Here is a 24907-nt window from a genome sequence, read left to right on the forward strand (position 1 = left end):
CCAGGAAACTGCAACACTTGAGGCATAAATGAACGCTGAGGCAGAAATTCAAACATCACTACCCACATCGCTACCCGAAGGAGGAGATCCGATACTGCGTCTGGTGCCAATGCCGACGGATACGAACTATGCCGGGGACGTATTCGGCGGCTGGATCATGGCGCAGGTGGACATTGCCGGCAGTATTCCGGCAATCCGCCGGGCCCGCGGTCGCGTGGTGACGGTGGCGGTGAATTCCTTCGTGTTCAAACAGCCGGTGTTTGTCGGGGATGTCGTGAGTTTCTATGCCAGCATCGTCAAGGTTGGACGCACGTCCATTACCGTGGATGTCGTGGTTTATTCCCAGCGGGGATTGCGTCAAGGAAATGAGGAAACCTGCTGCATGGTGACCGAGGCGGTGCTGACCTACGTGGCGGTAGACGAGAACCGGAGGCCGCGCGTCGTTCCGCCGGAATAAGATAAAACGGGATCGAACTGGAGGCAGATTTGAATAATCACAAATTCATCGTGCGCAAAGCCGCTGTTCTGGGCGCCGGGGTAATGGGAGCGCAGATCGCAGCGCATCTGATCAATGCCAATGTCGAGACATTGTTATTCGAGCTTCCCGCCGAGCAGGACAATCCCAACGCCAATGTGGTCAAGGCGGTAGAGAATCTGAAGAAACAGGACCCCGCTCCGCTGTCGATCTCCGCGAAGGCAGCCTCCATTCAGCCGTCAAACTACGGCGAGAACCTGGAGCAGCTCAGGGATTGCGATATCGTGATCGAAGCCATCGCCGAGCGCATGGACCTGAAAAGCGAGTTATACAAGAAAGTAGCGCCGTATCTCGGCGAGCATTCCATTTTTGCCAGCAACACATCCGGGCTCTCCATCGATCAACTGGCAAAGGCGTTCCCGGAAAACCTGCGTCACCGTTTTTGCGGCATCCATTTTTTCAATCCCCCGCGCTACATGCATCTGGCAGAGCTGATCGCCTGCACGGAGAGCGACACCGCAATGCTGGACGACCTGGAAGCCTTTCTGGTCACGTATCTCGGCAAAGGCGTGATCAGGGCAAAGGATACACCGAATTTTATCGCCAATCGGATAGGCGTATTCTCAATACTCGCCACCATGCATCACGCCAGAGAGTTCGGCCTGGCGTTTGATGTGGTGGACGCCTTGACCGGTCCTCTCATCGGCCGTCCAAAAAGCGCGACTTTCCGCACCGCCGATGTGGTAGGGCTCGATATCCTCGCACATGTGATCGATACCATGCGCGACACATTACCGGATGATCCATGGCATAGATACTTCGCCGTGCCCGGCTGGTTGCAAGGCTTGATAGAAACAAAGGCCCTGGGACAGAAAACCAGGCGCGGGATATATCAGAAAAAAGGCAAGGAAATTCATGTGCTGGATCTTGCCAAAAAGGAATATATCCTCTCTGGAGGTACGGCTGACGACGATATAAGGGAGTTGCTCAAACACAAGGATCCCGCAGACAAGCTTGGCGCACTGCGTGTCAACCCACATCCGCAAGCGCAATTCCTGTGGGCAATATTCCGCGATCTGTTTCACTATTGCGCGATTCATCTCGATGCAGTCGCCGATAATGCACGTGACCTCGATTTTGCAATACGCTGGGGTTTTGGCTGGAATCTCGGCCCGTTCGAAATCTGGCAGGCAGCGGGGTGGGGCGACGTTGCGGAGTGGATAAACGAGGATATCGCTGCGGGCAAAAGCATGAGCGATACACCTCTGCCCCAATGGGTGGGGGATCTGGGTCAAAGTGTCAGTCAAGCCGCAAATCAGGATATACAGGGCGTCCACAGGGCGCAAGGTTCTTACGCACCATCCACGCACACTTTCCGGCCGCGTTCGGCATTGCCCGTATATCGCCGGCAGTTGTTTCCGGAGCGGTTACTGAGCGATGAGCCATATTACGGCCACACCATATTCGAAACCGACGCGGTGCGGATGTGGCATACCGCCGCCGAGCCCGGAGATAACGGAGCGGGCGATGACGGTATTGCCATTCTCAGCTTCAAGAGCAAGATGCATACCATTGGCAGCGATGTACTGGATGGCGTACAACAGGCCATAGAAGAAGCGGAGCGGAACTGGCGCGCACTCGTGATCTGGCAAACCGAGCCTCCGTTTTCCGCTGGCGCCAATCTTCAAAAAGCGACGGAGCGCCTGAAAAGCGGCGAACCGCCTTCCGCCTTGAGCGCATTGGCAAAAAAACTCAGGAAAACAGCTCAATCCGCTGTGCTCAAGGCGGCGCGCAGCCTTAATCTTGCCGATGCGCTAATGGCGGGAAAACTGGCGGAAGTGGAAGCGATGGTGGCGCAGTTCCAGCAAACCTCCCAGGATCTCAGGTACTCGATGATCCCAACTGTAGCGGCAGTGGATGGGCTTGCCCTGGGCGGCGGCTGTGAATTCGTGATGCACTGCGACCGCGCGGTTGCCACGCTGGAAAGTTACATCGGCCTGGTGGAAACTGGCGTGGGATTAGTGCCAGCAGGCGGCGGCTGCAAGGAACTTGCCCTGAGAGCATCGCAGGATGCAAAAGATGGCGATCCTTTTCCATTGCTGAAAAATTATTTTCAAAGCGTGGCAACCGCACAATTGGCAAAAAGCGGCGAGCAGGCGAAGGAACTGGGGTATTTGCGCCGTGCAGACACGATAGTGATGAACCGGTTCGAACTGCTTCATGTCGCGAAGGCGCAGGCGCTTGCACTGGCGGAAGCGGGCTACCGTCCTCCGCTAAAAGCCCGGAATATTACCGTGGCTGGTTCTACCGGTATCGCCAACATCAAGGGCATGCTTGTGAACATGCGCGAAGGCAACTTCATCTCGGAGCATGATTATCTGATCGGATCGAAACTCGCTCATGTCATGTGCGGAGGTGAGCTAACCCCCGGCAGTCTGGTCGACGAGAACTGGTTTCTGGAGCTGGAGCGTACCGCATTCATAGAATTGCTCGCGACCGAGAAGACGCAGGCTCGCGTGGCACACACGCTGAAAACCGGGAAGCCGCTGAGGAATTAGGCTATTCATGAAAATTCGCGCCTCGGTTCCCAAGCAACCTCATCGGGATTTTCGAGCTTATAAGGCTGCCTCTGATAAAGAACGCGTCACCTATCGCACGATTCGCCAATCCGGCGCTCTAATTGCTCTGAATTAAAGCCAACGGGTGCCATCGGGGTCTTACGAATTAGAGTTAAAGGGAACAGAGATGACAACCAGACAAACTCAGGAAGCTTATATTGTTGCCGCCGTGCGAACGCCGGTGGGCAAGGCGCCGCGCGGCATGTTCAAAACCGTGCGGCCGGATGACATGCTGGGACATGTGTTGAAAGCTGCGGTGGGACAATGTGAAGGGCTCGATCCGGCGGCCATTGAAGATGTTATTGCCGGCTGCGCCATGCCGGAGGCGGAACAGGGTTTGAATGTCGCCCGTATTGCGCTCTTGCTCGCAGGATTACCCAATAACGTCCCCGGAATGACAGTCAATCGTTTCTGTGCATCCGGCCTGCAGACGGTAGCGCTCGCTGCCGACCGCATCCGCTTGGGGAACGCTGACGTGATTATCGCTGCCGGCACCGAGAGCATGAGCATGGTACCGATGTCAGGTAACAAGATGGCCTTGGACCCGGCGATATTCCAGAGGGATGAAAACGTTGCCATCGCCTATGGCATGGGTATAACCGGGGAAAAAGTCGCGCAGCGATGGCAAGTCAGCCGTGAGGCACAGGATGAATTTGCCGTAACAAGCCATGCAAGAGCGCTCAAAGCTATTGAAACAGGGGAATTCACGCAGGAAATCGCGCCTTATACCGTGGAGGAAAAACGGCCCGATCTGGCTTCGCATGAAGTCCGGGACATATCCGTGGTACGGGACACGGATGAAGGCCCGCGCCCCGGAACCAGTCCGCAGGTTCTTGCTACGCTGAAGCCGGTGTTCGCGTCCAATGGCTCGGTAACGGCGGGCAATAGCTCGCAAATGTCGGATGGCGCGGGCGCAGTGGTCGTAGCGAGCGAAGCCGCATTGAAGCGCTTCAATCTTACGCCTATAGGTCGTTTTTTAGGGTACTCGGTGGCTGGCGTACCGCCTGAGATTATGGGTATAGGGCCGGTCAAGGCAATACCTCAGGCGCTGAAACAGGTTGGTTTAAAACAGGACGATCTCGACTGGATCGAATTGAACGAAGCTTTCGCAGCCCAGAGCCTGGCGGTTATCAATGATCTGGGGTTGGACCGTGCCAAGGTCAATCCGCTGGGCGGCGCGATCGCGCTCGGTCATCCCCTGGGCGCTACGGGCGCGATCCGCGTCGCCACGCTGCTGCACGGCCTGCGCCGGCATAACAAGAAATATGGCATGGTTACGATGTGCGTCGGAACCGGCATGGGTGCTGCGGGCGTGTTCGAAGCGCTATGATTATTTTCCGAAATAGACGTAGGCTTTCTGCGCCACAGCGGATTCCTTGAAGCGCTTACGCTCTTCCAGGTCCAGTTTCTTATCCCACCAGATGGCCCGTGCTTCTTTCTGATCCTCGGCCAGTTTCGGGTTTTTTTCAAACAATTCGCGCATGAATTTGGTGTGGTCCGATTCGTACAGTTTCATAGTCTGATTCTCTCCTTTCTTTATTATTGCGAACCTGAAACTTTACCATAAACAGAGCGTTATAGCAGCAATCTGCGTATGTTGAAGTGGTAAGCTTTGCGTGTAGCACGGCCGAGCATGCGCGGCCCGTCCGCAGCTGATGGGTTACGGCTCAATGCTCCATTCATCCCCTCAAAAAAACGGTGCGACAGAGCGGCTCAGAAGGGCTTGCGCTGATGTAATTTTCTTACGAACCTGGTAAACGGCAGGTCAAGTTCTGCTTCCAGTTTTGTAGTGCGCGTTTGCAGGTCTTCCCAGACTTGCTTGCCGGGGCTGTGCTTGAAGGCAAACACTATCAGATTACCGTGCGCCTCAACCGTTAATGTGGCAACACAACCGGGAAAAGCATGCTCTATGCGCCTTATATAATCCTGAAATCCTTTATCCCTGCTGAGAAGATTAACAATCAGCACGCCATTTTTTTTCAATGCTTCGCGAGCGCGATTGTAGAAATCCTGGCTACAAAGCGAAGGAACCTGACGGCAGTCATCGAAACCGTCAACCATCAGCACATCCGCGCTGCTGGGATGACTGGCGATATATTCGCCGCCCTCGCCAATCACCACTTGCAGGCGTTCGTCATCGGCTGGCAAAAAGAAATAACTACGCGCCACAGTTACCACCTCGGGATGGATTTCAATCACAGTAGTTTTGGTCAGGGGCAGCCGACGATAGATGAATTTGGCCAGCGATCCTCCCCCAAGACCGATCATCAGAATATTTTCCGGGCTGGGATGGAACAGCATGAAACCCATCATGCATTGCGTATAGGCGAGTTCGAGTTCGTGCGGCGCGGTCAATCGCATGGCGCTCTGCACGTTGCTTCCGCCCAGATGGAGTAAACGCACTCCGCCCTGCTCACTTAGTTGAACATCGGCGTCCGATTGGCTGGACCGTTTCGAAAATTCGTATACAGAACTCATGCGCCTACCCATGAATACAGTTCAATGATCTTTACAACCCGATATTTTTAGCCTACGTTTACATGACACGGTTAGCAAGGAAAGAGCCGTTGCTGAATCCGGTTATCATTCACGAGAACGACGAACGGTACACTTGATTAATTCGCTGCAAACACAGGATCGCGATCGAGCGTCAAGCATGAACAAACTCATTATAGCTTTAGCCCCGCTTTTATCAGCGTGCCTCTTGACTGCCTGCGCAGGCGTTGGCTTAAAAGAGAAAACCGAAGCTCGTGGAGCAAAATTTGCGGGAAGTCATCCTGCGCTTGCACATTGTGTCATCAGCAACCTTCAATCGGATAACCGGTGGTTAATCCGCGGCCTGCAATATGATGTACGCAGATATCCGGATCTGGAGGCAACAGAAATTTATGCCTATGCATATGGCTCGTTACCGGGCACATATGCGCGCAACTCACCCTTAAACCCTGACGCGGTTTTCCGTCATGGCCCACCGCCTCCCAAGATTCAGCAATACAAGCCAGATGCTGACGCCCGCGGCGATATCAATCCCGACTATTCTTTTGTCCTGATGATAAAAAGGACCGACAATGCAACCGTATTCGCCACGTTGAACGGCAAGAAATACGAGAGCGATATAGCGTGGGAGAAGCTGAAAGCCTGTTCGAATCCGTAAAAATACGCAGGATCTCTCGTTTCACCTTCGCAGCCGCCGACCCCTCGTCAGAAGTTAGCAGAGCAAAACCACCGTTCACGATAAAAACTCCGAACGATAAATCACTTCGTCGTGTCGCGCATGCAATTTTTGGAGGCGCTCCGCGTTAGAATGGCGTTCTGGTAGCGGCCAGCACATCCGGGGCTTTTCAAGTTAAAGTTCGAGTTTTAGACGATGGAGCAAAAAGCATTGATAGCGAAAAAGCTCGCGAGGCGTGGCGGATGGCAGTTCTAACACGGGAGTTGGCGGAATAATGGTGTGCAAATGAGGCGCTTATCGATACCACTGACGATAGCGGGACCGACAATAACAGGGCTGATACTGGCATTTCTGAACCTCGCTGCTTTTGCCGGAGATTTCGAGGATGGAATGCAGTTCGTTCTAAGCAAGGATTACGCCAGAGCTGCGGAATCTTTCAGAAGGGCTGCCGAGAACGGAAACGCGGATGCGCAATTCAATCTGGGAGTCCTGTACGCGAAAGGCCGCGGCGTCCCGCAGGACCATGAACAGGCGGCGAAATGGTATCGAAAGGCGGCTGAGCAGGGGGACGTTCCGGCGCAATCCATGTTGGGGTTCATGTACCTAAAAGGCCAGGGGCTCGAGCAGGACTATCAGCAGGCCATGCTCTGGTATTTCAGGGCTGCGGACAAGGGATACGCAGTAGCACAGTACAATCTGGGTGTCATGTACGCAAAAGGCCAGGGGGTTGCCCATGACTATCAGCAGGCCCTCTCCTGGTATCTCAAAGCCGCGGAGCAGGGGCACGCGCCCGCTCAGGCTATTCTCGGATTCATGTACCTGAAAGGCCAGGGAGTCGGACAGGATGATCGGCAAGCCGCATCCTGGTATCTCAAGGCTGCCGAGCAGGGATATGCCGACGCGCAATACGCACTTGGCGTACTGTATGCGAAAGGCCGCGGCGTTGAACAGAGCGATCAGCAGGCCGTGTCCTGGTATCGCAAAGCCGCCGAGCAAGGCAATGTGGACGCGCAGTTCAATCTCGGCGTCATGTACGCAGCTGGCGAAGGGATTACGCAGGACTATAAGCAGGCGGCCCACTGGTACCGGAAAGCCGCGGATCAGGGATATGCAAGGGCGCAATTCAAGCTTGGTGTTGCGTATGCCAAAGGCCGGGGGATAGAACAGGACGATTATGAAGCCGCATCCTGGTATCGCAAGGCGGGGGAACAGGGTTACGCGCCTGCGCAATTCAATCTCGGCGTCATGCATGCCACGGGCAAAGGCGCCATACAGGACGAACAGCAAGCGGTAACCTGGTATCGCAAGGCGGCTGAGCAGGGAGATCCTGATGCCCAATACAACCTGGGCGTAAGGTACGACGAAGGCCGCGGCGTTGAAAAGGACGAGCAGCAAGCGTTATCCTGGTATCGCAAGGCAGCCGAACAGGGATATGCGAGGGCGCAATACAGTTTAGGCGTGAAATATGACAATGGTCAGGGAGTGCCCCAGGATTACGCGCAGGCCTTGTCCTGGTATCGCAAGGCAGCCGAGCAGGGTCATCCCGGAGCACAAACGAATCTGGGAGTGCTATATTACAAGGGCAGTGGCGTTCCACAAGACTATGTCGAAGCGGATAAGTGGTTCAACATTGCCAGCGCGGGGGATTATGAGGATGCGAAAGAGAACCGCGAGTTGATGGAAAAGTTGATGACGCCGGTGCAAATTGCCGATGCGCAGCGACAAGCGGAAGAGTGGGCAAGAGCGCATCAGAAGTAATGCGCTCATATAGGCTTATCGCCGAGCGGCGAGGCCGCCTGAAAGCCGCCTGAAAAACAGGTGGCTGGCCTCGCAACAGGATACGAAAGGATAGCCGCCGGAAGATCAGGAAGAGTGGGAGTCAGGGAGAATCGAAGGCGAGACCAAATATGCCTGAAGCCGGACTACTTGGACGATTGCGTACTGCGCTTCTCCTTGGCAATCGGGTTCTGCAGCGTATAGCCTTTTTCTTTCATCTTGTATCCCCCATAGGCGCCAGCTCCTCCCGCGACCACATACCAGCAACCCGAAAGCATCGGAAGCACGGCCAGAAGCATACCCAGGGAGACTATTCTCTTTATTCTCATCACAATTCTTCTAATATAAAACAGGCAAAACAAAATAACCTGGAATTTATCCTGTACGACAGGGAGTTGTCAATTGCGTCATCCAGCACCCTGTTTCCCGTATGTGACTCGGCACGGCACGAGTCCGGAGAAAGATGGATCATGCGGCGTCAGAACCGGCGTCCCGACACCTTGGGCAAAAACGAATCAGAGGTCAGATAAAATTTTGGAGGGAAATATCATGGATGGAACATTAATCTCGATGGCATGGTTCAAGCGGGTGATCGTATTAGCCCTGTTCATGCTCCTTGCGGCGTGCCAGTCAGCGGAAACAAGACGGTTTGGGGGTATTCTTGGCGGCGTCGCCGGATCTGTTGGGGGAAGCTATCTTGGCAGCTATCTGGGCGGTGGGACCGCCGGCCGCATCATCGGCGCTGTCGCCGGCGGGGTTGGCGGATACTACCTCGGCTCCGAGATTGGAGGCCACCTTGGCCAGGACGATCAACGGCGAATGGCAGAGACATCGCAGCGGGCATACGAAACCAATCAAACGCAGACCTTCAGCAACACCGATAGTGGCGTGAAGGGCAAGGCCGAGGTCGTAGGAACGAGCGAGGATCGCGAATGCAAGACGATCAGGCAAACCGTTGTGCTGAAAGATGGGAAGACGGTTACTGAGGATGTGAAGAGTTGCAAGGAGTAGGGTGGAGTGCCAGATGAGGTGGTTATTATCACATCGGATCGGCTAGTCGGCTTACCTCATTATGGCGAGAAAGTTCGATAAACTGTCCTGGCCCATATTTTCGCTTTGCTTGGGTGTGTTCAGTTGACCTGGATATCAGGCTCCATACCAAAGCACTGCTATGAAATGGCACGCAGTACCTGCTATAACAAACAGATGCCAGATCAGGTGGCCATAAAGTAGCCGCGAATCGGTTGCGAAAAAGATTACGCCGATGGTATAAGACAGGCCTCCCGCCACCAGCCAGGACATCCCCACTGCTGGCATCCTGGTAGATAACGGTTCGATTGCAATCAGGACAAGCCACCCCATCAATAGATAAAGACTGGTCGAAAATATAGGATGTGGCCTCTTGCTGAATACCTTCAGTGCCACACCAGCTATGGCAAGAGACCAAACAACTCCGAAAAGTGTCCAGCCCCATGCGCCACGCAGTACCCCAAGCGTAAATGGTGTATAGGTGCCAGCGATAAGAAGAAAGATCGCGGAATGCTCGAAAACCCGAAAAACTCGCTTGGTCTTACCGGCCGGGAAGGCATGGTAGAGGGTAGAAGAAAGGTAAAGAAGTATCGTGGTTGCCGAGAAGAGGCATGTGCCGATAAGGAAGGCAGTATCCCCGTGCCTTGCGGCATGCGTGATGAGGAATGGGCTTCCTACAAATGCGGCAACCAGCGCTATGCCGTGGCTGATGCTGTTCGCGATTTCTTCCGCTCGCGACTGCTCACGCATAGGGCCAGCAAGCAAAATGCGCATGCCAGCTCCCTTCTGTTACACGGTTTCAGCAACGTCCTAAATTCTGACGTATTAAGATTTTACCCAAGGTTGACACTCTTGACACGCAATTGGCTTTGCATCGTCTGGGGCTTGGAGTTTGTTGGTGACGTGAAAATCAGGGGGAGAGGGGTAGCTTTCTTCTTATTTTTATCTGCTTCTGTATCTGGAAGCGTCACCGTTACGTCACCCGTTACCGTAACGTTACCTCACCCAGGTGGCAAGGCTTTTCTGTTGTCTGTGCAACTTTGGTGTAATCGCGGCAGGCAGGCGGCAAGATTCCCTGCTTAATGCAATCCACGATACTAATATTCAATATCAATCTATCTGCGCGACTCGTCAAACCATTGTGGAGGTGCACATGAACGCACATTCTGATTCAGCGGCACAGGCAGACCCTCCTCGGTCTTATTTGACCTTTCAGGATATTCTGGAAACGGTGAGCCATGAACCGGGACAAGGCCGCCTGCTTGAGCAAATCGAAAAAATTGTAAGGGTCCAGCAGCGGGAACGCTTGCATGTCGTTCTGTCGCAAATCGCGGAAGACCAACTCCTGCCTGTGCAGGTCCTGCTCGAGCGCGATCTGCCACAGAAGGGAAAATGCAATTCGGCCTATAATCGCTTCATGATTCCATCCTGGAAAAAATACGACGACATTTATTGGCAATCGCTAATCGACTATATGATCCTCGCGCTTCGTACATTCAAGGAAATCCACTTCTGCGCCAATCGTGGGAAGCTGGTGCTGCATTATTTTGATATTCCCGGTGGGACGCCACGGATTCAGGATGTTATCCGAAAACTGGTCTGGCTGATCGATAATGGTCATTTGTCCGTCGACTTTACGCGATCCCGGTGGATGGAAAACTGGCGTCATACTGTGGCGAGCATGAGCCGCGAGGAAGTATTGACGGCTGCCGGCATCCTCGAGATCGTCCCTAAACTGTTGCTAAAGCCAGACTAGATGACCCAAGTCAGGATCTTTACACAGAGCACGTCAACTGGAGAACACGGCACTTGAGAGAATGTAGAGATAACTCAGGAAGCCGCGGTTCCGGCTGAGTCTTGATTGGCGCCCTGAACACGAATCGAACGTGTGACCTACCCCTTAGGAGGGGGTTGCTCTATCCACTGAGCTACCAGGGCCGTGGCTGCATTTTACGCTAATATTCGGGTTATGGATAAACCCGGCTCCCCACCTCCAAGCAATCCTGACAGCGGCTCCGCTGATCAAAGAAAACACGAAAAACTGCCGCGTACCGTCATCGTTCTCGGCCTGGTCAGTTTCTTCAACGATTTCGCTTCCGATATCGTCATTCCGCTTATTCCGATATTACTGGCGACTGTGCTGACCGCGGGGCCGGTGGCGCTGGGTTTGATCGAGGGTGTTGCCGATGCAATAGCGAGCCTGCTCAAGCTGTGGTCGGGGCGGCATTCGGACGTCATGAGCGGGCGGCGCAAAGGGCTGGCGGTGACTGGCTATACACTTTCCAACATTGCCCGGCCCTTACTTGGGCTGGCGGGTTCCTGGCCAATGATTCTGGTATTGCGCAGTATCGACCGCGTCGGCAAGGGCCTTCGCAGTGCGCCGCGCGATGCACTGGTGGCGGATGCGACACCACCCGGAATGCACGGCTATGCGTTTGGTTATCACCGGGCCATGGATAATGGCGGGGCGGTGGCGGGAAGTCTGGCCGCGGCAGCTGTGCTGGCATGGTCGGGCCTGAGCCTGACCGAGGTGATTCTGTGGTCAGCGGTTCCGGGCTTTGTCGCGGTGCTGCTGCTGGGGGTGGGTGTGCAGGATGAAAAAGCTTCCGCCAATTATCCTGCTGCTTCTGCTCCCGTAGTACTGCCGCCTTTGCGCTGGTCCGTATTATCCTTGCCGATGCGGCGCTACCTTCTGGTGCTGATGCTATTCACATTTGCCCGCGCTTCGGAGACTTTTATCCTGCTGCTGGGGCACCAATTGGGTGTGGGCACAGTCGAATTATTATTACTGTGGTCGGCGTTGAATCTTTGCAAAGCCGCCACTTCCACTTGGGGCGGGCAACTGGCTGATAGCCTGGGGCGCGGGACGCTGATGCTGATCGGCTGGACGACATTCTCGCTCTCGTTCCTGATGCTTGGCATGGTTGAGTATGGTGCGGGGCTGTGGGCAGTAAGCATTTTTTATGGCCTTTGTGCGGGCATGAGCGAAGGGGCAGAGCGAGCCATTATCAGCGATTACGCAGCCCCTCGCGAGAGAGGAACCGCTTTCGGCTGGTATCATCTGATGGTAGGCATTGCAGCGATTCCTGCGGGATTGCTGTTCGGATCGATCTGGCAGCTCCAAAGCGCGGCGATGGCGTTCTTTTTTGCAGGTGGGTTGGCAGCTTGCGCGGCGCTGTTGTTGCGAGTGTGGGCTTGGCCAGTCAGGAAATTGAATGTGGTGGATAGATGAAAGGATAGGAATTGGAGATGGTCTGTATTTTAGAGGAAACGATGGGTTTCGCTCCCGCTTCACCCATCCTACAAAAGCTACCACAGCGCTAACAGGAGCGGTTCCACAGTAAGTTTCATAACCGCTCCTATGAACTCTAACTGAAAGTGGGAGCGACAGTTTTGCGTAGGATGGGTGAAGCGGGAGCGAAACCCATCAAGACCAGGCAATACGACATATTGATCCATGACCGAATACCGGCGCAATTTCGTCAAAGGTGGTAGCTATTTTTTTACAGTGGCGCTGGCAGATCGAAGCCAGCGTCTGCTGGTGGATCACGTCGATAGCCTACGCCAAGCGTTTCGCCACGTTAAAGTCTTATACCCCTTCAGCCTTGACGCGATCGTAGTTCTGCCCGAGCACTTGCATTGTATCTGGACGTTACTGCGCGAAGATGCTAATTATCCCGAACGCTGGCGGCGCATCAAAGCTGCGTTCTCGCGCAGTTTGGCGAATAGTAATTCTCGCTCTCACAGCAAAATGCTGAAGGGTGAACGCGGCGTTTGGCAGCGCCGTTATTGGGAGCATACGTTGCGGGACGAGGGAGATTGGCAACGTCACATGGATTATATTCATTACAATCCGGTCAAACAACGGCTTGTAAAGCAGGTTGCGGATTGGAAGTATTCAACGTTTCATCCTTACGTTGAAGGTGGCATGTATCCTGAGAACCTGGGGTGGAAATGGTGAGACAGGCGAGGGAAAATTCGGTGAGGTGTGAATGATGGGTTGCGATTTGATGGGTTGCGCTTCGCTCCACCCATCCTACAAAGATAGAGGGGTGTTATGAAATCACTGAAAATGTTTGCAGTATTGATGGCGATGGTTCTGTTGTTCTCGAGTCATGCGGTACGTGCCGAGGCGCCTGCGCTCAAGGTAGGTCAGCCGGCGCCGGATTTCAGCCTTCCCGATCAGGACGGCAAAACACGTAAGCTGGTGGATTTTCGGGGCCAGTGGCTGGCGTTGTATTTCTATGTCAAGGATGACACGCCGGGCTGCACCGAACAGGCCTGTAAATTTCGTGACGATATCGGCGAGCTTAAAGACCTGGGTGCGCGGGTGGTTGGGGTGAGTGTGGATGATGCCGAGAGTCATGCAAGTTTCGCCAAAAAATATAATCTTCCGTTCCCGCTTCTGGCGGATAGCAAGGGCGAAATGGCCGCGCGATATGGTTCGCTTCGGGGTGACGGCAGTATGGCCAAGCGCAACACTTTTCTGATCGACCCGGAAGGCAGGATCGCCAGAATTTATCTATCGGCCAGCACTTCGCGCAACTCTGCTCAAGTAATCGAGGATTTGAAAAAGCTGAAAGGTTCGTAATCCTGGAGATTCATAAAACCGGCTTGTCACTTTTGACGTTGCAAAACTTCCCAGTGCAATTTACCGACTATCGGCCATACTTATAGAGGAATGAATCCGCGGGTTGCGGCAAATGGCGGCAAGGGACATAGGAGATAATCCATCATGGCAAAACTGAGCGAAGACCAATTAGCGCAACTGAAAGAAATGCTGCAGCGCCGGTATCTGGAATTGCGGGAAGAAGTCCGAGGGGAACTGGAACGCTCGGGAGATCAGCGTTATGCCGATCTGGCGGGCAGCGTGGCTGATCCGGGCGATGAGTCGGTGGCTGACATGTTAGTGGACGTGGACGCTGCGCTTGTAGACCGTCAGGTAAACGAGATGCGAGGGGTGGAAGTTACGCTGAGGCGGTTGGCGGAACTGGATTTCGGTGATTGTATCGAGTGCGGCGGTGAAATTGGCTTCGAACGCTTGATGGTCCTTCCCACCGCTGAAAGATGTGTGCGTTGTCAGGAATTGCATGAGAAAACCTATTCTCACGAGCCGAACCCAACCCTTTAGCCGGGAAGCACCGGGATGAGCTTTTTTAGCCCCGCATCTTTGCTCACGAATCTTCCCAAAAGATTGTTGCCGTGCAATTCGTGCTTTTCAGAAATGTTCCGTTTTTTGCAATACCGAAACCTTGAGCAGCGCGAGCACTGCGCCGCTGCCTCCATCTTCGGGCCTGGCCTGACAGAAAGCCAGCACATCATCTCGTTGCGAGAGCCAACTTCCAATTCTGGCTTTTAAAACCGGTTCGTGATTCCTGGAGCTGAGCCCTTTGCCATGTATCACCCGTACACAACGGAAGCCCCGATTCCGGCTGGCATCCAGAAAAAACACCAGTTGCTGCCGCGCTTCGTCACGTGTGAATCCGTGCAAGTCAAGTTCAGCCTGAATTTTCCAGTAGCCGCGTCGAAGCCGCCGCAAAGTCTGGCGCGACAGGCCAGGACGTAGAAATGATCCTTCATCGCCTGTTGCCATCTCCGACGGGACATGGTCGGAGAGTGAATCCTCCGACCCGGGTTGTCTGTCATCTTGAGCCTGGCGCGGAATTGGCTGGGGATGCCTGCCTGTGAGGACGACTTTACCGGACGCAGCCAGCGGCGCAACGTCCCGAACCGCACTGCGGAACAAGACAGCGTCGTCGTCGATCTTCGGTTCCGTTTTCGGTGGAACCGCATAACCCATTGCGGGCTTGTCCGGCCGTTTCATACGAACTTCTCAAACTGTAGTTGCTCAATCGCTGCTCAGGTCAGAACATCCAGATACTTTTCCGCATCAAGCGCCGCCATGCAACCCGTTCCCGCGCTGGTCACCGCCTGGCGGTAAATATGATCCTGTACATCGCCCGCCGCGAACACACCGGGAATGCTGGTCTCGGTGGCGTTGCCATGATTCCCGCTGCGAGTGATGATATAACCGTTTTCCATTTTCAGTTGCCCCTGGAAAATATCGGTGTTGGGTTTGTGCCCGATAGCGATGAATACGCCTTGCAAATCCAGGGTCTTGGTGGAACTGTCCTGAAGGTTTTTGATGCGCATCGCGTTAACGCCGGCATCATCGCCCAGCACCTCATCCAGTACATGGTTGAGTTCCAGCGTAATGTTGCCGTTTTTTACCTTTCCCATCAATTTGTCTATCAGGATTTTTTCCGACCGGAATTTCTCGCGGCGATGCACAACGGTAACCTTGCGTGCGATGTTGGAAAGATAAAGCGCCTCTTCCACGGCCGTGTTGCCGCCGCCGATAACGGCTACATCCTGCCCCTTGTAGAAAAAGCCGTCGCAGGTCGCGCAGCCGGATACGCCTCTGCCCATGTATGCTTCCTCTGAGGGCAACCCCAGGTATTTAGCAGAAGCGCCGGTCGCTATGATCAGCGCGTCGCAAGTATAGGTACCCTGATCACCGATCAGGGTAATGGGCTTGTCCGTAAGTTTGGCTGTGTGAATGTGATCGAAAACGATTTCAGTGTCGAAGCGTTCCGCATGTTTCTGAAAGCGTTCCATCAACTCCGGGCCCTGCACGCCCATCGCATCAGCCGGCCAGTTATCGACATCGGTCGTGGTCATGAGCTGGCCGCCCTGCGCGATGCCGGTGATGAGTACAGGCCTGAGGTTGGCGCGAGCGGCATAAACTGCTGCGCTATAACCGGCTGGGCCGGAGCCGAGGATGAGGAGGCGGGAGTGTTTGCTAGTCATTATTTTAAGTTATTGGGGTTTGTTTTTTTAAATAAAGAGGATGGCGGTTATAACCGTTGCTCAATCCAGCCGGCAACACTATCAAGGGCTGCAGGCAGATTATCTGGCTGGGTGCCGCCTGCCTGGGCCATGTCGGCGCGCCCCCCACCCTTTCCACCCACCTGCTGGGCCACGAAATTGACCAGTTCACCTGCCTTCACTTTCGTTGCCAGGTCGGCAGTGACGCCTGCAATGAGCTTGACTCGTCCATCCTCAATTGCGCCCAACACCACGACGGAGGACTGGAACCTATTCTTGAACTTGTCCAGCGTTTCCCGCAGGGTTCTGGAATCCGCATCTTCAAGACAAACCGCCAGCACTTTTGCGCCTTTGACTTCACGAACCTGCCCGGCAAGATCATCGCCTTGCGAACTGGCAAGCTTGGATTTCATGCGTCCGAGCTCTCTTTCGAGATTTTTGACGTTATCGAGAATTTGCATGATGCGCGCGGCTGCTTCCTGCGGTTGGGCCTTCACCGCATCCGCCACCTGCTGCAATTGCAATTCCTGTTCCTGAATGTAAGCCAGAGCTGCTTCGCCCGTCACCGCTTCCACGCGGCGGATGCCTGCAGCCACGCCGGATTCGGCCACGATCTTGAAGAGCCCGATGTCGCCCGTACGTTTAACGTGCGTGCCGCCACACAACTCGCTTGAAGTGCCAATGTCCAACACGCGCACTTCGTCGCCGTATTTTTCGCCGAACAACATCATCGCCCCTGTTTTTTTTGCATCCTCTATCGTCATCACGCGCGCCTCCGTAGCCGCATTAGCCAGGATTTCGGCGTTTACCAGCATTTCCACCCGTCTAATTTCTGCATCCGTCACCGGCTGGTTATGCGTGAAGTCAAAGCGCGTCTTGCTGGCATCAACGAGCGAGCCTTTCTGCTGTACATGAGCACCCAATACGTGACGCAGTGCCTTGTGCATCAAGTGCGTGACTGAATGATTGCGCTCGGTGCGCGCCCGCGCTTCGGGATTGACCTGCGCCAGCACGATGTCGCCGCTTGCAAGACGCCCGCTGCGCAGCAGTCCCTTATGCCCGAATACGTTCGCCTGAATTTTCTGGGTATCGGATACGGCAAAGGTGCCATTGGCGGCGAGCAGTTCACCGCAGTCCCCAACCTGTCCGCCAGACTCGGCATAAAACGGTGTTTTATCCAGCACGACCACCGCCTCATCTCCCGCCTCGATGAAATCGACCCGACTGCCTTCCTTATAGATGGCAAGAATTTGCCCTTCGTGCTGCAGGCTCTCGTAGCCATAAAAAGCCGTTGAAGGTCCGCTATACGTTACGCCTTCCTGCATGGTGAATTTGCTCGTCGCCCGGGCGCGCTCACGCTGGCGCTCCATTGCTTGTTCAAAACCGGCCTTGTCTATCTCCACACCCCGCTCACGCGCGATATCCGCGCTGAGATCGAGCGGAAAACCGAAAGTATCGTAGAGGCGAAAAAGGGTTTCGCCATCAAGCATGCGGTCGCCCCGGCGCAGTGCGGCTTCCAGAACCTGCATTCCATTTTCCAGCGTTTCGGCGAAACGCTCCTCCTCCTGCTTCAGTACCGCCACCACGCGAACCCTGGCTTCCATCAGTTCCGGGTAGGCCGGTCCCATTACGCTCGCCAGAGCTTCCACCAGGAGATGAAAGAAAGGCTGTTTCTGCCCAAGTTTATAGCCGTGGCGAATGGCGCGGCGGATAATGCGGCGGAGAACGTAGCCGCGGCCCTCGTTGCCGGGAATCACGCCATCCACAACAAGAAAAGAACAGGCACGAATGTGATCGGCAATCACTTTGAGCGAGTTGCTATGCAAATCAGCCGTGTTCGTAACTTGCGCCGCCGCCTTGATCAGTTCCTGAAATAAATCTATTTCATAATTACTGTGAACCTGCTGCATAACCGCCGAAATACGCTCCAGTCCCATGCCGGTATCCACCGATGGCCTGGGCAGCGGATGCAGTGTGCCCGCGCTGTCCCGATTGTATTGCATGAATACCAGGTTCCAGATTTCTATATAGCGATCCCCATCCGCGTCGGGCGCGCCGGGCGGGCCCCCAGGAATCCCCGGACCATGGTCGTAAAAAATTTCGGAACAGGGGCCACAGGGGCCGGTTTCGCCCATCTGCCAGAAGTTGTCCGTCGTCGCAATGCGCCTGAACCGCGAGGCGTCGATCCCCACCTCGTTGAGCCAGATATCGGCAGCTTCGTCATCCTCCGCATACACGGTTATCCATAGTTTCTCCCGTGGCACCCCCAAGGTAACGGTGAGAAATTCCCAGGCGAACTTGATGGCGTTGCGCTTGAAATAGTCGCCAAAGCTGAAATTGCCCAGCATCTCGAAAAAGGTGTGATGCCGCGCGGTATAGCCTACATTTTCCAGATCATTGTGTTTGCCGCCCGCCCGTACGCAGCGTTGCGAACTCGCAGCGCGCACATACGGCCGCTTGTCGTGGCCAAGAAATACATCCTTGAACTGCACCATGCCCGCGTTGGTAAAGAGGAGCGTGGGATCGTTGGCGGGAACGAGCGGACTCGACGCGACGATCGTATGACCGTGCGATTCAAAGAATTCAAGAAATTTTTGGCGTATTTCGCTGCTTTTCATCTCGAGTCATTGATTAACAACTACTGGCCGATCGGCCTTGCTTCAACCGCATTTCTGCCTGCTGTCAGTTTACCGCCGTTCCACTTCCGTTACCGTCGTTCCCAACGGTTCACCATTGATGATCGCAATATTTGCTACTTTCACCTTCACATTAATTTCTTCGTTCATTCTGGGCAGATCGCCTTCGGTCAGGATGGCAATCTCTCCGCTATCGTCTTTCAACACATAGGACTTCATGTTCAATAACGGAAGCCGGGTAGGCTCTTTCACCGTGCCGTGAAGCATGATCTCCTTGCCGTCGAAATTTGCCGGGGACATATTGATTTCACTGATGGGCGTCGCATTGATGCGATCGCAACCGCCCAACAGAACCACTATAGTTGCCGCTGCCAGCACGATTGTGGCCAGGCGTTTTGTCATGATTCATCCTCAACAGATTGGCGCAATACCTGATGTATTACCTCCGCCGTAAATCCCCGTCCCATCAGGAAGCGCGTTTGCCTGCCGAGTTCTTTCGCATTGGCAGGCATCCCACCGAATCTTTTCCGCCAGACTTCGCGCGCGCTATCCTGCTCAGTCTCCCTGATATTAGGCAACGCCTCGGCGATTAAATTCTCTGCTATACCCTTCTCACGCAACTCATGCATTATCCTCAGGCTGCCGAACTTCCTTTTGCGGACGTGTATCACGTGCTCGACCATGCGCGCGGCTGAGAGAAAGCCGCGTTGCTCAAGCGCATCCAGCATGGTGGAAAGTTCTTCGGAAGTTTGGGCATGAGGAGCAAGCTTTCTTTCCAGCTCCAGCCGGGAATGTTCCCGTCGGGCCAAATAACCGAGGGCGCGGGTTTTCAGACTCGGTTTGTGTGCCATGGGCAGCAGCCTCAGCGAGCCCGGACGTTACTTACTCCGCCACTATTCTACGGTCGCAGGTTCGGCCGGATTGGAAACGCCCACGGCAGCGCGGATTTTCGATTCTATTTCCATCGCTATGTCGTGATGCTCTTTCAGAAACTCACGAGCATTGTCCTTGCCCTGACCTATTTTTTCTCCCTTGTAGGAATACCAGGCGCCGGCCTTTTCGACCAGCTTATGCTGCACACCCAGCTCGACGATTTCACCCTCCCATGAAATCCCTTCCCCGTAGAGAATATCGAATTCGGCCTGTTTGAAGGGCGGCGCGACCTTGTTCTTGACCACCTTCACACGCGTTTCGCTACCGATCACCTCATCGCCCTTTTTGATCGAACCAGTACGGCGTATATCAAGGCGAACCGATGCGTAGAATTTCAGTGCGTTGCCGCCAGTCGTGGTTTCGGGGCTGCCGAACATGACGCCGATTTTCATGCGTATCTGGTTGATGAAAATCACCATGGTATTACTGCGCTTGATGTTGGCGGTGAGCTTGCGCAACGCCTGCGACATCAGTCTCGCCTGCAGGCCCATCTGTGGCTCGCCCATTTCACCCTCGATTTCCGCACGGGGAGTCAGCGCGGCAACCGAGTCTACCACCACCACATCAACGGAGCCTGAACGCACCAGCATGTCGGCGATTTCCAGAGCCTGTTCGCCATTGTCGGGTTGAGAAATCAGCAGTTCCTGCACGTTGACGCCGATTTTTTGCGCGTATTGCGGATCGAGCGCGTGTTCCGCGTCTATGAACGCCGCGGTGCCGCCCATCTTTTGCATTTGCGCGATGACCTGCAGCGTGAGGGTAGTTTTGCCGGAGGATTCCGGTCCGTAAATTTCCACTACCCGCCCTCGAGGCAGCCCGCCGACACCCAATGCAATATCAAGGCCTAGCGAACCAGTGGAAATTACCTGGATGTCTTTGGCAACATCGCTGGCGCCCAGGCGCATGATCGAACCTTTGCCGAACTGTTTCTCGATCTGGGAAAGAGCGGCTGCCAATGCTTTGCTTCTGTTTTCATCCATGAAATTCTTCCTTTGTAGAGAGGATAATTATCGCACAGGAACCCACAACCGGAAAGGCGGACGGAGAATGACAACGTGTTCGGCAAGGCGCAAGTTTTACTCTGCCATGCATAAACTCCTTTCTTACCGGAGCAATGTTCAGGGCAAAATATAAATGTTGAAATACTGCTCTGCTCGTGCCGGGTCGAGCTTGCGCAGGGTCTGATATATTTCCCGCATCTTGCCACGCTCGTCCAGCATCGCGTAAGCCACACCCAGGTTATACCAGGCGTCAGCATTCTCCGGTTGAATGCGCACAGTCTCGCGATAGGCCTCAGCCGATTCATCGTATAGCTTCAACTCGTCGTAGGTAACACCGAGGCTGTACCAGGCATTGGAATTTTCGCGATCTATTCGCAGGGCCTGGCGATAGGCATGGATTGCATAGGCGTACCGTTTGAGGTCATAGTAGGCATTTCCCAGGTCAAACCATGCCCCCGCATTGTCCGGCCGCATGAACAGCGCATCCTCATAGGCCTGGATCGCGTCAGCGTATTCTTCGAGATTCGCATAGGCAACGCCCAGGTGATGCCAAGCGTCGGCATACTCGGCCTGGTTGCGTATGGCTTCCCGATAGGCGTCGATTGCCTGGTTATATTGTTTGAGATTGGCGGAAGCAATACCCATATTGAACCATGCAGCGGCGTTTGCGGGATTGCGTTTGATTTCCTGCTGGGAAAGTTTTAGCAGATCGCGCCACTTCCCTTTCTTTTCCAGCGCTAACGTGCGGTTAAGCCAATTGAGCCCATTCTTGTTGATCGTCGCCGGAGCAGATTGCGTCCGTGGCCCCTCACGCACGCCCTGCGCCCCCTTTTGTAGCTCACCTATCCAATCCACAGGCAGCGCGAAAGCAAGATTTTCGCCTTCGACAATCTGCGGTGACAGTATCCCGATCAGCTGTCCCTCGTTATCAAACAGCGCTCCTCCACTGAAGCCCGAGGGAATTGCCGCAGAAATACGAATGTACTGTGAGCCCCCGTATGGCCGAAGGCTGGAGACGACTCCTTCATTCAGGACCGGTTCACGTCGGTGCTGTCCCGCCCGCTTTGCGGGAATGCCAATAGCATAGACCGGCTGCCCCACCCGGAGTTTTTTTGCCGTGCCCAGGGCGATCCGTGGGGACTGCATATCTGGTACGTTCAAACGGCAAAGATTGCGGTCAGCCAGGGCGCCTTCCAACACGGCTTTGAAGGTGCTGCCCGACCGGCTCACCTGGCCATTTTTTTCTTTTCCGGCCACATCGCAGGTGGTAATCACCTCATCCGTTTCCATCACTACTCCGCTGCCACGCTTGCCCCGGACGTCATCCATGTCTACCGATACCACGAAAGGCGATGCGTCTGTAAAAATTTCCTCGGCGGTTTTAGCCGCGGCGAGCGGAGAAAGCAAGGCGGATGCCAAAGCCCCGAGCATTACCGGATATAGGGATCTCATGTTTCTTCTTTTCGGCATCCTGTTTCGCAACGGTCACTACTTTATATTGAGTACGCTCGTCGTGGAGCAATGTCAACGATATGCGCAACAAAACAGCCAGCGTGTAAAATATCGAATTATTTTTTACCGCGAACCACGGAAACGAATGGATATCAACGAGGATTCCGGAGAGCCACGTCCGCGCGCCGCTGCCCGAAGAATACAACCGCTGGCGTATTTCATCTTCGCCACACGCTGGCTGCAATTACCGTTGTACCTCGGATTGATTCTGGCCCAATGCGTGTATGTGTACCACTTCTGGGTCGAATTGCTTGATTTGATCGGAGCCGTCATGGGTAACGAGTCTGCGTTACAGCATATCCTGGACGCGGTTGCGATCGATGGCGCGGCCAGGCCTACCAAGACCACCGAAACGACTATCATGCTGGTTGTGTTGGGCTTGATCGATGTCGTGATGATCTCCAATCTGCTTATCATGGTGATCATCGGAGGATATGAAACTTTCGTTTCCCGCATGAATCTCGAGGGCCATCCCGATCAGCCGGAGTGGCTGTCGCATGTCAACGCATCGGTGCTAAAAGTCAAGCTTGCCACGGCCATTATAGGCATATCGTCCATCCACCTGCTCAAGACCTTCATCAACGCCAAGGCGTACGATGAGAAAACCATTTTGGCCCAAACGGGAATCCATCTGGTTTTTCTGCTTTCCGCGATTGCAATTGCTTATAGCGACCGTCTCATGTCCGGCAATAGCGTCGCCCATAAGGCAAAGAATACCCACTGAACAACAGGTGTGTTTACGCGACTTTGGGCGGGATACTGTGCAACAGGTCTATTACGCCTTGCAGCGCTCCAGCTACCGACTGGCGCCTTATCTCCTCACGGCTGCCACTGTAATATCGAGTTTCGGTAAGCGCCATTCCTTCTTTCATTATCCAGGCAAAACAAACCATCCCCACCGGTTTTTCGACTGTGCCGCCGTCGGGGCCGGCAATACCCGTAATGGAAACCGCAACCTGGGCGCGGCTTCGGGCAATTGCACCGGCCGACATTTCGGATGCGGTCTGCTCGGATACCGCGCCGTACTGTTCAAGCGTTGTGCTGCTTACGCCCAACATTTCGTGTTTTGAGATGGCGGCGTAGGTGATGAAGCCACGGTCGTACCAGGCGGAACTTCCGGCTATCGATGTGAGGGCCTGCCCCAGCCAACCGCCGGTGCAGGATTCGGCAGTAGCAAGCATCAGTTCCTGCTGCGCAAGTGCGGTGCCAGCCTGTCTGGCAAGGTCTTGAAGCATCATGTCATCCATGTCATTTGATCCTCTGGAAATCCGTTCCTTTAAGATTATCCCCTTGCGACATGCTCTATATTGGTCTCCTATATAGCAAACGCCTTCCATGCGGCCAGACAAAGCAACGTCAGGAATGCAGCCAGCAAGTCATCAAACATCACACCAAAACCGCCGCGCAGCTTTTTATCGTAATATCCGATGGGAGGCGGCTTGATTATATCGAACAAACGGAACAGCAGAAACGCAAATGCTTGCCAGATCAGGTTATTGGGCGTAAGGAACAGTACCAGCAGGAAAGCGGTAATCTCATCCCAAACCATACCGCCGTGGTCGTGACTGCCCAGCGTCTTGCCGGTTACGCTACACGCCCAGATGCCAGCAACAAACATGACGTTGATCAGCAGGAAAAATTTAACCGGGTCGAGGACATAGTTAAACACCCAGAACAAGGGGAATGCCGCGAGCGTCCCTGCGGTGCCGGGCGCAACCGGGCTTAGGCCTGCGCCACCACCGAACGCGATGAAATGCGCGGGGTGGTTCCGCACAAATGCCTTACTAGGGCGTGGCGTGGCGGCGCCGGTGGACGGCGCAAGCCCAGGTCCTTCAGATCTGTCAGGCCCACCCGGTCCTTTTGCCGCCCCGGTCTCCCGTTCAGGCGGTAGCAGGCTCTCGGGCGGGCTATCAGGCCGGCCGTCCATCCTGCTACCATGTGGATTACCCGATGTGGAAGTGGTCATAACCTTTTGTCTCCGGTGTTACTGCTCGGCCCGTAGCATCCAGCACGACCAATCCTTCTCCCTCGCAGACATCACCGATGCGTGTCAGTGGAATTCCTTGCTCACGGGAAAGCATTTCGATTTTTGCTCGCTTCCGCCTGGAAGCCGTGAAGCAGAGTTCGTAGTCGTCTCCTCCGGCCAGCATGCATTGGATCGCCACCGGATGCGGGAGGTATCTTTTTACTGACGCCGAGCAATTTATCTCAGCCATTCTGATGACAGCCGCGACGTTTGAACGTTTCAGAATATGCTCCAGGTCGGCCAGCAGTCCGTCGGAGATATCGATTGCGCTACGGGCCAGACCGATCAATCGCTGCCCCAAGGCGACCCGCGGCGTTGGAGTATGCAGCGCAGGCAGGCATTCTTCCATATCCCCGGTCTCAAGCACGATGCGCCGCTGCTGATGGGCAAGCGCCAGAGCGGCATCGCCCAAATGGCCGGATATCCAGATATCATCGCCCGGCCTGGCCCCGCTGCGGCGTAAAGCCTTTCCCTTCCCTACCTCGCCAATGATAGTCACACAGATATTGAGCGGGCCCCTGGTGGTATCTCCACCGATAAGCTCCACCTGATGTGCATGAGCAAGGTCGAAAAACCCGTCGGCGAACGACTGCAGCCACTTGTCATTCTCCCTCGCCACTGGTTCGGGTAGTGCCAGCGAAAGCATGACCCAGCGCGGGGTTGCACCCATCGCGGCCATGTCGGAAAGATTCACCGCCAGGGATTTGTGGCCCAACTTGCGCGGGTCGGCATCGGAAAAGAAATGCTGGCCGGATACCAGCATATCGGTGGAAACTGCCAATTCCATTCCCGCGGGAGGCCTGATCAGAGCAGCATCATCTCCTATGCCTAATACGGCATGGGAGGCGGAACGGATAAAATAACGCTGAATGATGTCGAATTCGGAGAGCACTTTTTTGGC

26 protein-coding genes and 1 tRNA gene are annotated in these 24907 nt (G+C 54.7%); 12 read left to right on the forward strand and 15 right to left on the reverse strand.

What is annotated here, in order from left to right; all coding sequences use genetic code 11:
• Positions 1-28: 28 nt before the first annotated feature.
• From CRO05_RS02335 to CRO05_RS02345, 3 genes are all read left to right on the forward strand, one after another.
• Positions 29-457 (forward strand): acyl-CoA thioesterase, encoded by a 429-nt coding sequence (locus tag CRO05_RS02335; RefSeq protein ID WP_097065652.1) that lies wholly within the window; start codon positions 29-31, stop codon positions 455-457.
• A 29-nt stretch (positions 458-486) separates the two neighbouring features.
• Positions 487-3033 (forward strand): 3-hydroxyacyl-CoA dehydrogenase/enoyl-CoA hydratase family protein, encoded by a 2547-nt coding sequence (locus CRO05_RS02340; protein ID WP_097065653.1) that lies wholly within the window; start codon positions 487-489, stop codon positions 3031-3033.
• A 187-nt stretch (positions 3034-3220) separates the two neighbouring features.
• A complete protein-coding gene (locus CRO05_RS02345) occupies positions 3221-4423 on the forward strand; it encodes an acetyl-CoA C-acyltransferase (RefSeq protein WP_097065654.1) in 1203 nt (400 codons plus the stop codon).
• Here CRO05_RS02345 and CRO05_RS02350 read toward each other — a convergent pair whose 3' ends face one another.
• Positions 4424-4609 carry a DUF3460 family protein gene (locus CRO05_RS02350; RefSeq protein ID WP_090882951.1) on the reverse strand — a complete coding sequence of 62 codons (186 nt, stop codon included), beginning with the start codon at positions 4607-4609 and terminating at the stop codon, positions 4424-4426. It abuts the gene before it with no gap.
• A gap of 197 nt (positions 4610-4806) precedes the next feature.
• Entirely contained in the window at positions 4807-5571 is a 765-nt protein-coding gene (locus tag CRO05_RS02355; RefSeq protein WP_097066616.1) for a polyamine aminopropyltransferase, read from the reverse strand.
• Positions 5572-5749: 178 nt separating this feature from the next.
• On the opposite strand from CRO05_RS02355, the gene CRO05_RS02360 reads away from it, so the two are divergent.
• Positions 5750-6247 (forward strand): hypothetical protein, encoded by a 498-nt coding sequence (locus CRO05_RS02360; protein ID WP_097065655.1) that lies wholly within the window; start codon positions 5750-5752, stop codon positions 6245-6247.
• Between the two features lie 303 nt (positions 6248-6550).
• Positions 6551-8023 (forward strand): SEL1-like repeat protein, encoded by a 1473-nt coding sequence (locus CRO05_RS02365; RefSeq protein ID WP_097065656.1) that lies wholly within the window; start codon positions 6551-6553, stop codon positions 8021-8023.
• A gap of 164 nt (positions 8024-8187) precedes the next feature.
• Here the strand turns inward: CRO05_RS02365 and CRO05_RS15285 are convergent, their stop codons facing one another.
• On the reverse strand, positions 8188-8370 hold the full coding sequence (locus CRO05_RS15285) for a hypothetical protein (RefSeq protein ID WP_143860880.1): 183 nt from the start codon (positions 8368-8370) through the stop codon (positions 8188-8190).
• Between the two features lie 220 nt (positions 8371-8590).
• On the opposite strand from CRO05_RS15285, the gene CRO05_RS02370 reads away from it, so the two are divergent.
• Complete coding sequence (locus CRO05_RS02370; RefSeq protein WP_097065657.1) at positions 8591-9052, forward strand: glycine zipper 2TM domain-containing protein; 462 nt, start codon at positions 8591-8593, stop codon at positions 9050-9052.
• A gap of 135 nt (positions 9053-9187) precedes the next feature.
• Here CRO05_RS02370 and CRO05_RS02375 read toward each other — a convergent pair whose 3' ends face one another.
• Positions 9188-9844 (reverse strand): hemolysin III family protein, encoded by a 657-nt coding sequence (locus CRO05_RS02375; RefSeq protein WP_097065658.1) that lies wholly within the window; start codon positions 9842-9844, stop codon positions 9188-9190.
• 379 nt (positions 9845-10223) lie between these two features.
• On the opposite strand from CRO05_RS02375, the gene CRO05_RS02380 reads away from it, so the two are divergent.
• Positions 10224-10826, forward strand: coding sequence for a hypothetical protein (locus CRO05_RS02380; RefSeq protein ID WP_097065659.1), 603 nt, complete (start codon positions 10224-10226; stop codon positions 10824-10826).
• Between the two features lie 106 nt (positions 10827-10932).
• Here CRO05_RS02380 and CRO05_RS02385 read toward each other — a convergent pair.
• Positions 10933-11008, reverse strand: a tRNA-Arg gene (locus CRO05_RS02385).
• Between the two features lies 1 nt (position 11009).
• On the opposite strand from CRO05_RS02385, the gene CRO05_RS02390 reads away from it, so the two are divergent.
• From CRO05_RS02390 to CRO05_RS02405, 4 genes are all read left to right on the forward strand, one after another.
• Positions 11010-12302, forward strand: a complete 1293-nt coding sequence (locus CRO05_RS02390) for an MFS transporter (protein ID WP_235001253.1) — start codon at positions 11010-11012, stop codon at positions 12300-12302.
• A gap of 225 nt (positions 12303-12527) precedes the next feature.
• Positions 12528-13031: a transposase gene (locus CRO05_RS02395; protein ID WP_097065660.1), complete on the forward strand. Its 504-nt coding sequence runs from the start codon at positions 12528-12530 to the stop codon at positions 13029-13031.
• A 96-nt stretch (positions 13032-13127) separates the two neighbouring features.
• Positions 13128-13661, forward strand: a complete 534-nt coding sequence (locus CRO05_RS02400; protein ID WP_181319862.1) for a peroxiredoxin — start codon at positions 13128-13130, stop codon at positions 13659-13661.
• A 144-nt stretch (positions 13662-13805) separates the two neighbouring features.
• Entirely contained in the window at positions 13806-14201 is a 396-nt protein-coding gene (locus tag CRO05_RS02405; protein WP_097065661.1) for a TraR/DksA family transcriptional regulator, read from the forward strand.
• A gap of 87 nt (positions 14202-14288) precedes the next feature.
• Here the strand turns inward: CRO05_RS02405 and CRO05_RS02410 are convergent, their stop codons facing one another.
• The 7 genes from CRO05_RS02410 to CRO05_RS02440 form a co-directional block, all read right to left on the reverse strand.
• Positions 14289-14894, reverse strand: a complete 606-nt coding sequence (locus CRO05_RS02410) for a Smr/MutS family protein (protein WP_235001254.1) — start codon at positions 14892-14894, stop codon at positions 14289-14291.
• Between the two features lie 35 nt (positions 14895-14929).
• Positions 14930-15880, reverse strand: coding sequence for a thioredoxin-disulfide reductase (gene trxB, locus CRO05_RS02415; protein ID WP_097065662.1), 951 nt, complete (start codon positions 15878-15880; stop codon positions 14930-14932).
• A gap of 47 nt (positions 15881-15927) precedes the next feature.
• Positions 15928-18516 carry an alanine--tRNA ligase gene (gene alaS / locus CRO05_RS02420; protein WP_097065663.1) on the reverse strand — a complete coding sequence of 863 codons (2589 nt, stop codon included), beginning with the start codon at positions 18514-18516 and terminating at the stop codon, positions 15928-15930.
• Between the two features lie 69 nt (positions 18517-18585).
• Positions 18586-18936 carry a hypothetical protein gene (locus CRO05_RS02425; RefSeq protein ID WP_097065664.1) on the reverse strand — a complete coding sequence of 117 codons (351 nt, stop codon included), beginning with the start codon at positions 18934-18936 and terminating at the stop codon, positions 18586-18588.
• Entirely contained in the window at positions 18933-19385 is a 453-nt protein-coding gene (gene recX, locus CRO05_RS02430) for a recombination regulator RecX (RefSeq protein WP_097065665.1), read from the reverse strand. The genes CRO05_RS02425 and recX overlap by 4 nt, the downstream gene beginning before the upstream one ends.
• 42 nt (positions 19386-19427) lie before the next feature.
• Positions 19428-20447 carry a recombinase RecA gene (recA, locus tag CRO05_RS02435; RefSeq protein ID WP_097065666.1) on the reverse strand — a complete coding sequence of 340 codons (1020 nt, stop codon included), beginning with the start codon at positions 20445-20447 and terminating at the stop codon, positions 19428-19430.
• A 138-nt stretch (positions 20448-20585) separates the two neighbouring features.
• Positions 20586-21920 carry a tetratricopeptide repeat-containing serine protease family protein gene (locus CRO05_RS02440; RefSeq protein ID WP_159462690.1) on the reverse strand — a complete coding sequence of 445 codons (1335 nt, stop codon included), beginning with the start codon at positions 21918-21920 and terminating at the stop codon, positions 20586-20588.
• Between the two features lie 145 nt (positions 21921-22065).
• Between CRO05_RS02440 and CRO05_RS02445 the strand changes: the two genes are divergently transcribed.
• Positions 22066-22704: a TIGR00645 family protein gene (locus CRO05_RS02445; RefSeq protein ID WP_097065668.1), complete on the forward strand. Its 639-nt coding sequence runs from the start codon at positions 22066-22068 to the stop codon at positions 22702-22704.
• 13 nt (positions 22705-22717) lie between these two features.
• Here the strand turns inward: CRO05_RS02445 and CRO05_RS02450 are convergent, their stop codons facing one another.
• From CRO05_RS02450 to thiL, 3 genes are all read right to left on the reverse strand, one after another.
• Positions 22718-23227 (reverse strand): CinA family protein, encoded by a 510-nt coding sequence (locus tag CRO05_RS02450; RefSeq protein WP_097065669.1) that lies wholly within the window; start codon positions 23225-23227, stop codon positions 22718-22720.
• A 68-nt stretch (positions 23228-23295) separates the two neighbouring features.
• Positions 23296-23946: a phosphatidylglycerophosphatase A gene (locus CRO05_RS02455; RefSeq protein ID WP_369831581.1), complete on the reverse strand. Its 651-nt coding sequence runs from the start codon at positions 23944-23946 to the stop codon at positions 23296-23298.
• Positions 23924-24898, reverse strand: a complete 975-nt coding sequence (gene thiL / locus CRO05_RS02460; protein ID WP_097065670.1) for a thiamine-phosphate kinase — start codon at positions 24896-24898, stop codon at positions 23924-23926. Before thiL ends, CRO05_RS02455 begins: the two co-directional genes overlap by 23 nt.
• Positions 24899-24907 lie beyond the last annotated feature (9 nt).

The organism is Nitrosovibrio sp. Nv4 (assembly GCF_900215485.1).
Classification (GTDB): domain Bacteria; phylum Pseudomonadota; class Gammaproteobacteria; order Burkholderiales; family Nitrosomonadaceae; genus Nitrosospira.

Bases quoted from the DNA above. Each gene is read 5' to 3' on its own strand.
- CRO05_RS02410 (WP_235001254.1), bottom strand. From the start codon at position 14,894: ATGAAACGGCCGGACAAGCCCGCAATGGGTTATGCGGTTCCACCGAAA.
- CRO05_RS02380 (WP_097065659.1), top strand. From the start codon at position 10,224: ATGAACGCACATTCTGATTCAGCGGCACAGGCAGACCCTCCTCGGTCT.
- CRO05_RS02400 (WP_181319862.1), top strand. From the start codon at position 13,128: ATGAAATCACTGAAAATGTTTGCAGTATTGATGGCGATGGTTCTGTTG.
- CRO05_RS02450 (WP_097065669.1), bottom strand. From the start codon at position 23,227: ATGGATGACATGATGCTTCAAGACCTTGCCAGACAGGCTGGCACCGCA.
- alaS (WP_097065663.1), bottom strand. From the start codon at position 18,516: ATGAAAAGCAGCGAAATACGCCAAAAATTTCTTGAATTCTTTGAATCG.
- CRO05_RS02405 (WP_097065661.1), top strand. From the start codon at position 13,806: ATGGCAAAACTGAGCGAAGACCAATTAGCGCAACTGAAAGAAATGCTG.
- CRO05_RS02370 (WP_097065657.1), top strand. From the start codon at position 8,591: ATGGATGGAACATTAATCTCGATGGCATGGTTCAAGCGGGTGATCGTA.
- recA (WP_097065666.1), bottom strand. From the start codon at position 20,447: ATGGATGAAAACAGAAGCAAAGCATTGGCAGCCGCTCTTTCCCAGATC.
- CRO05_RS02440 (WP_159462690.1), bottom strand. From the start codon at position 21,920: ATGAGATCCCTATATCCGGTAATGCTCGGGGCTTTGGCATCCGCCTTG.
- CRO05_RS02365 (WP_097065656.1), top strand. From the start codon at position 6,551: ATGAGGCGCTTATCGATACCACTGACGATAGCGGGACCGACAATAACA.
- CRO05_RS15285 (WP_143860880.1), bottom strand. From the start codon at position 8,370: ATGAGAATAAAGAGAATAGTCTCCCTGGGTATGCTTCTGGCCGTGCTT.
- CRO05_RS02355 (WP_097066616.1), bottom strand. From the start codon at position 5,571: ATGAGTTCTGTATACGAATTTTCGAAACGGTCCAGCCAATCGGACGCC.
- CRO05_RS02455 (WP_369831581.1), bottom strand. From the start codon at position 23,946: ATGACCACTTCCACATCGGGTAATCCACATGGTAGCAGGATGGACGGC.
- CRO05_RS02360 (WP_097065655.1), top strand. From the start codon at position 5,750: ATGAACAAACTCATTATAGCTTTAGCCCCGCTTTTATCAGCGTGCCTC.
- trxB (WP_097065662.1), bottom strand. From the start codon at position 15,880: ATGACTAGCAAACACTCCCGCCTCCTCATCCTCGGCTCCGGCCCAGCC.
- CRO05_RS02445 (WP_097065668.1), top strand. From the start codon at position 22,066: ATGGATATCAACGAGGATTCCGGAGAGCCACGTCCGCGCGCCGCTGCC.
- CRO05_RS02395 (WP_097065660.1), top strand. From the start codon at position 12,528: ATGACCGAATACCGGCGCAATTTCGTCAAAGGTGGTAGCTATTTTTTT.
- CRO05_RS02345 (WP_097065654.1), top strand. From the start codon at position 3,221: ATGACAACCAGACAAACTCAGGAAGCTTATATTGTTGCCGCCGTGCGA.
- CRO05_RS02425 (WP_097065664.1), bottom strand. From the start codon at position 18,936: ATGACAAAACGCCTGGCCACAATCGTGCTGGCAGCGGCAACTATAGTG.
- CRO05_RS02350 (WP_090882951.1), bottom strand. From the start codon at position 4,609: ATGAAACTGTACGAATCGGACCACACCAAATTCATGCGCGAATTGTTT.
- recX (WP_097065665.1), bottom strand. From the start codon at position 19,385: ATGGCACACAAACCGAGTCTGAAAACCCGCGCCCTCGGTTATTTGGCC.
- CRO05_RS02335 (WP_097065652.1), top strand. From the start codon at position 29: ATGAACGCTGAGGCAGAAATTCAAACATCACTACCCACATCGCTACCC.
- CRO05_RS02375 (WP_097065658.1), bottom strand. From the start codon at position 9,844: ATGCGCATTTTGCTTGCTGGCCCTATGCGTGAGCAGTCGCGAGCGGAA.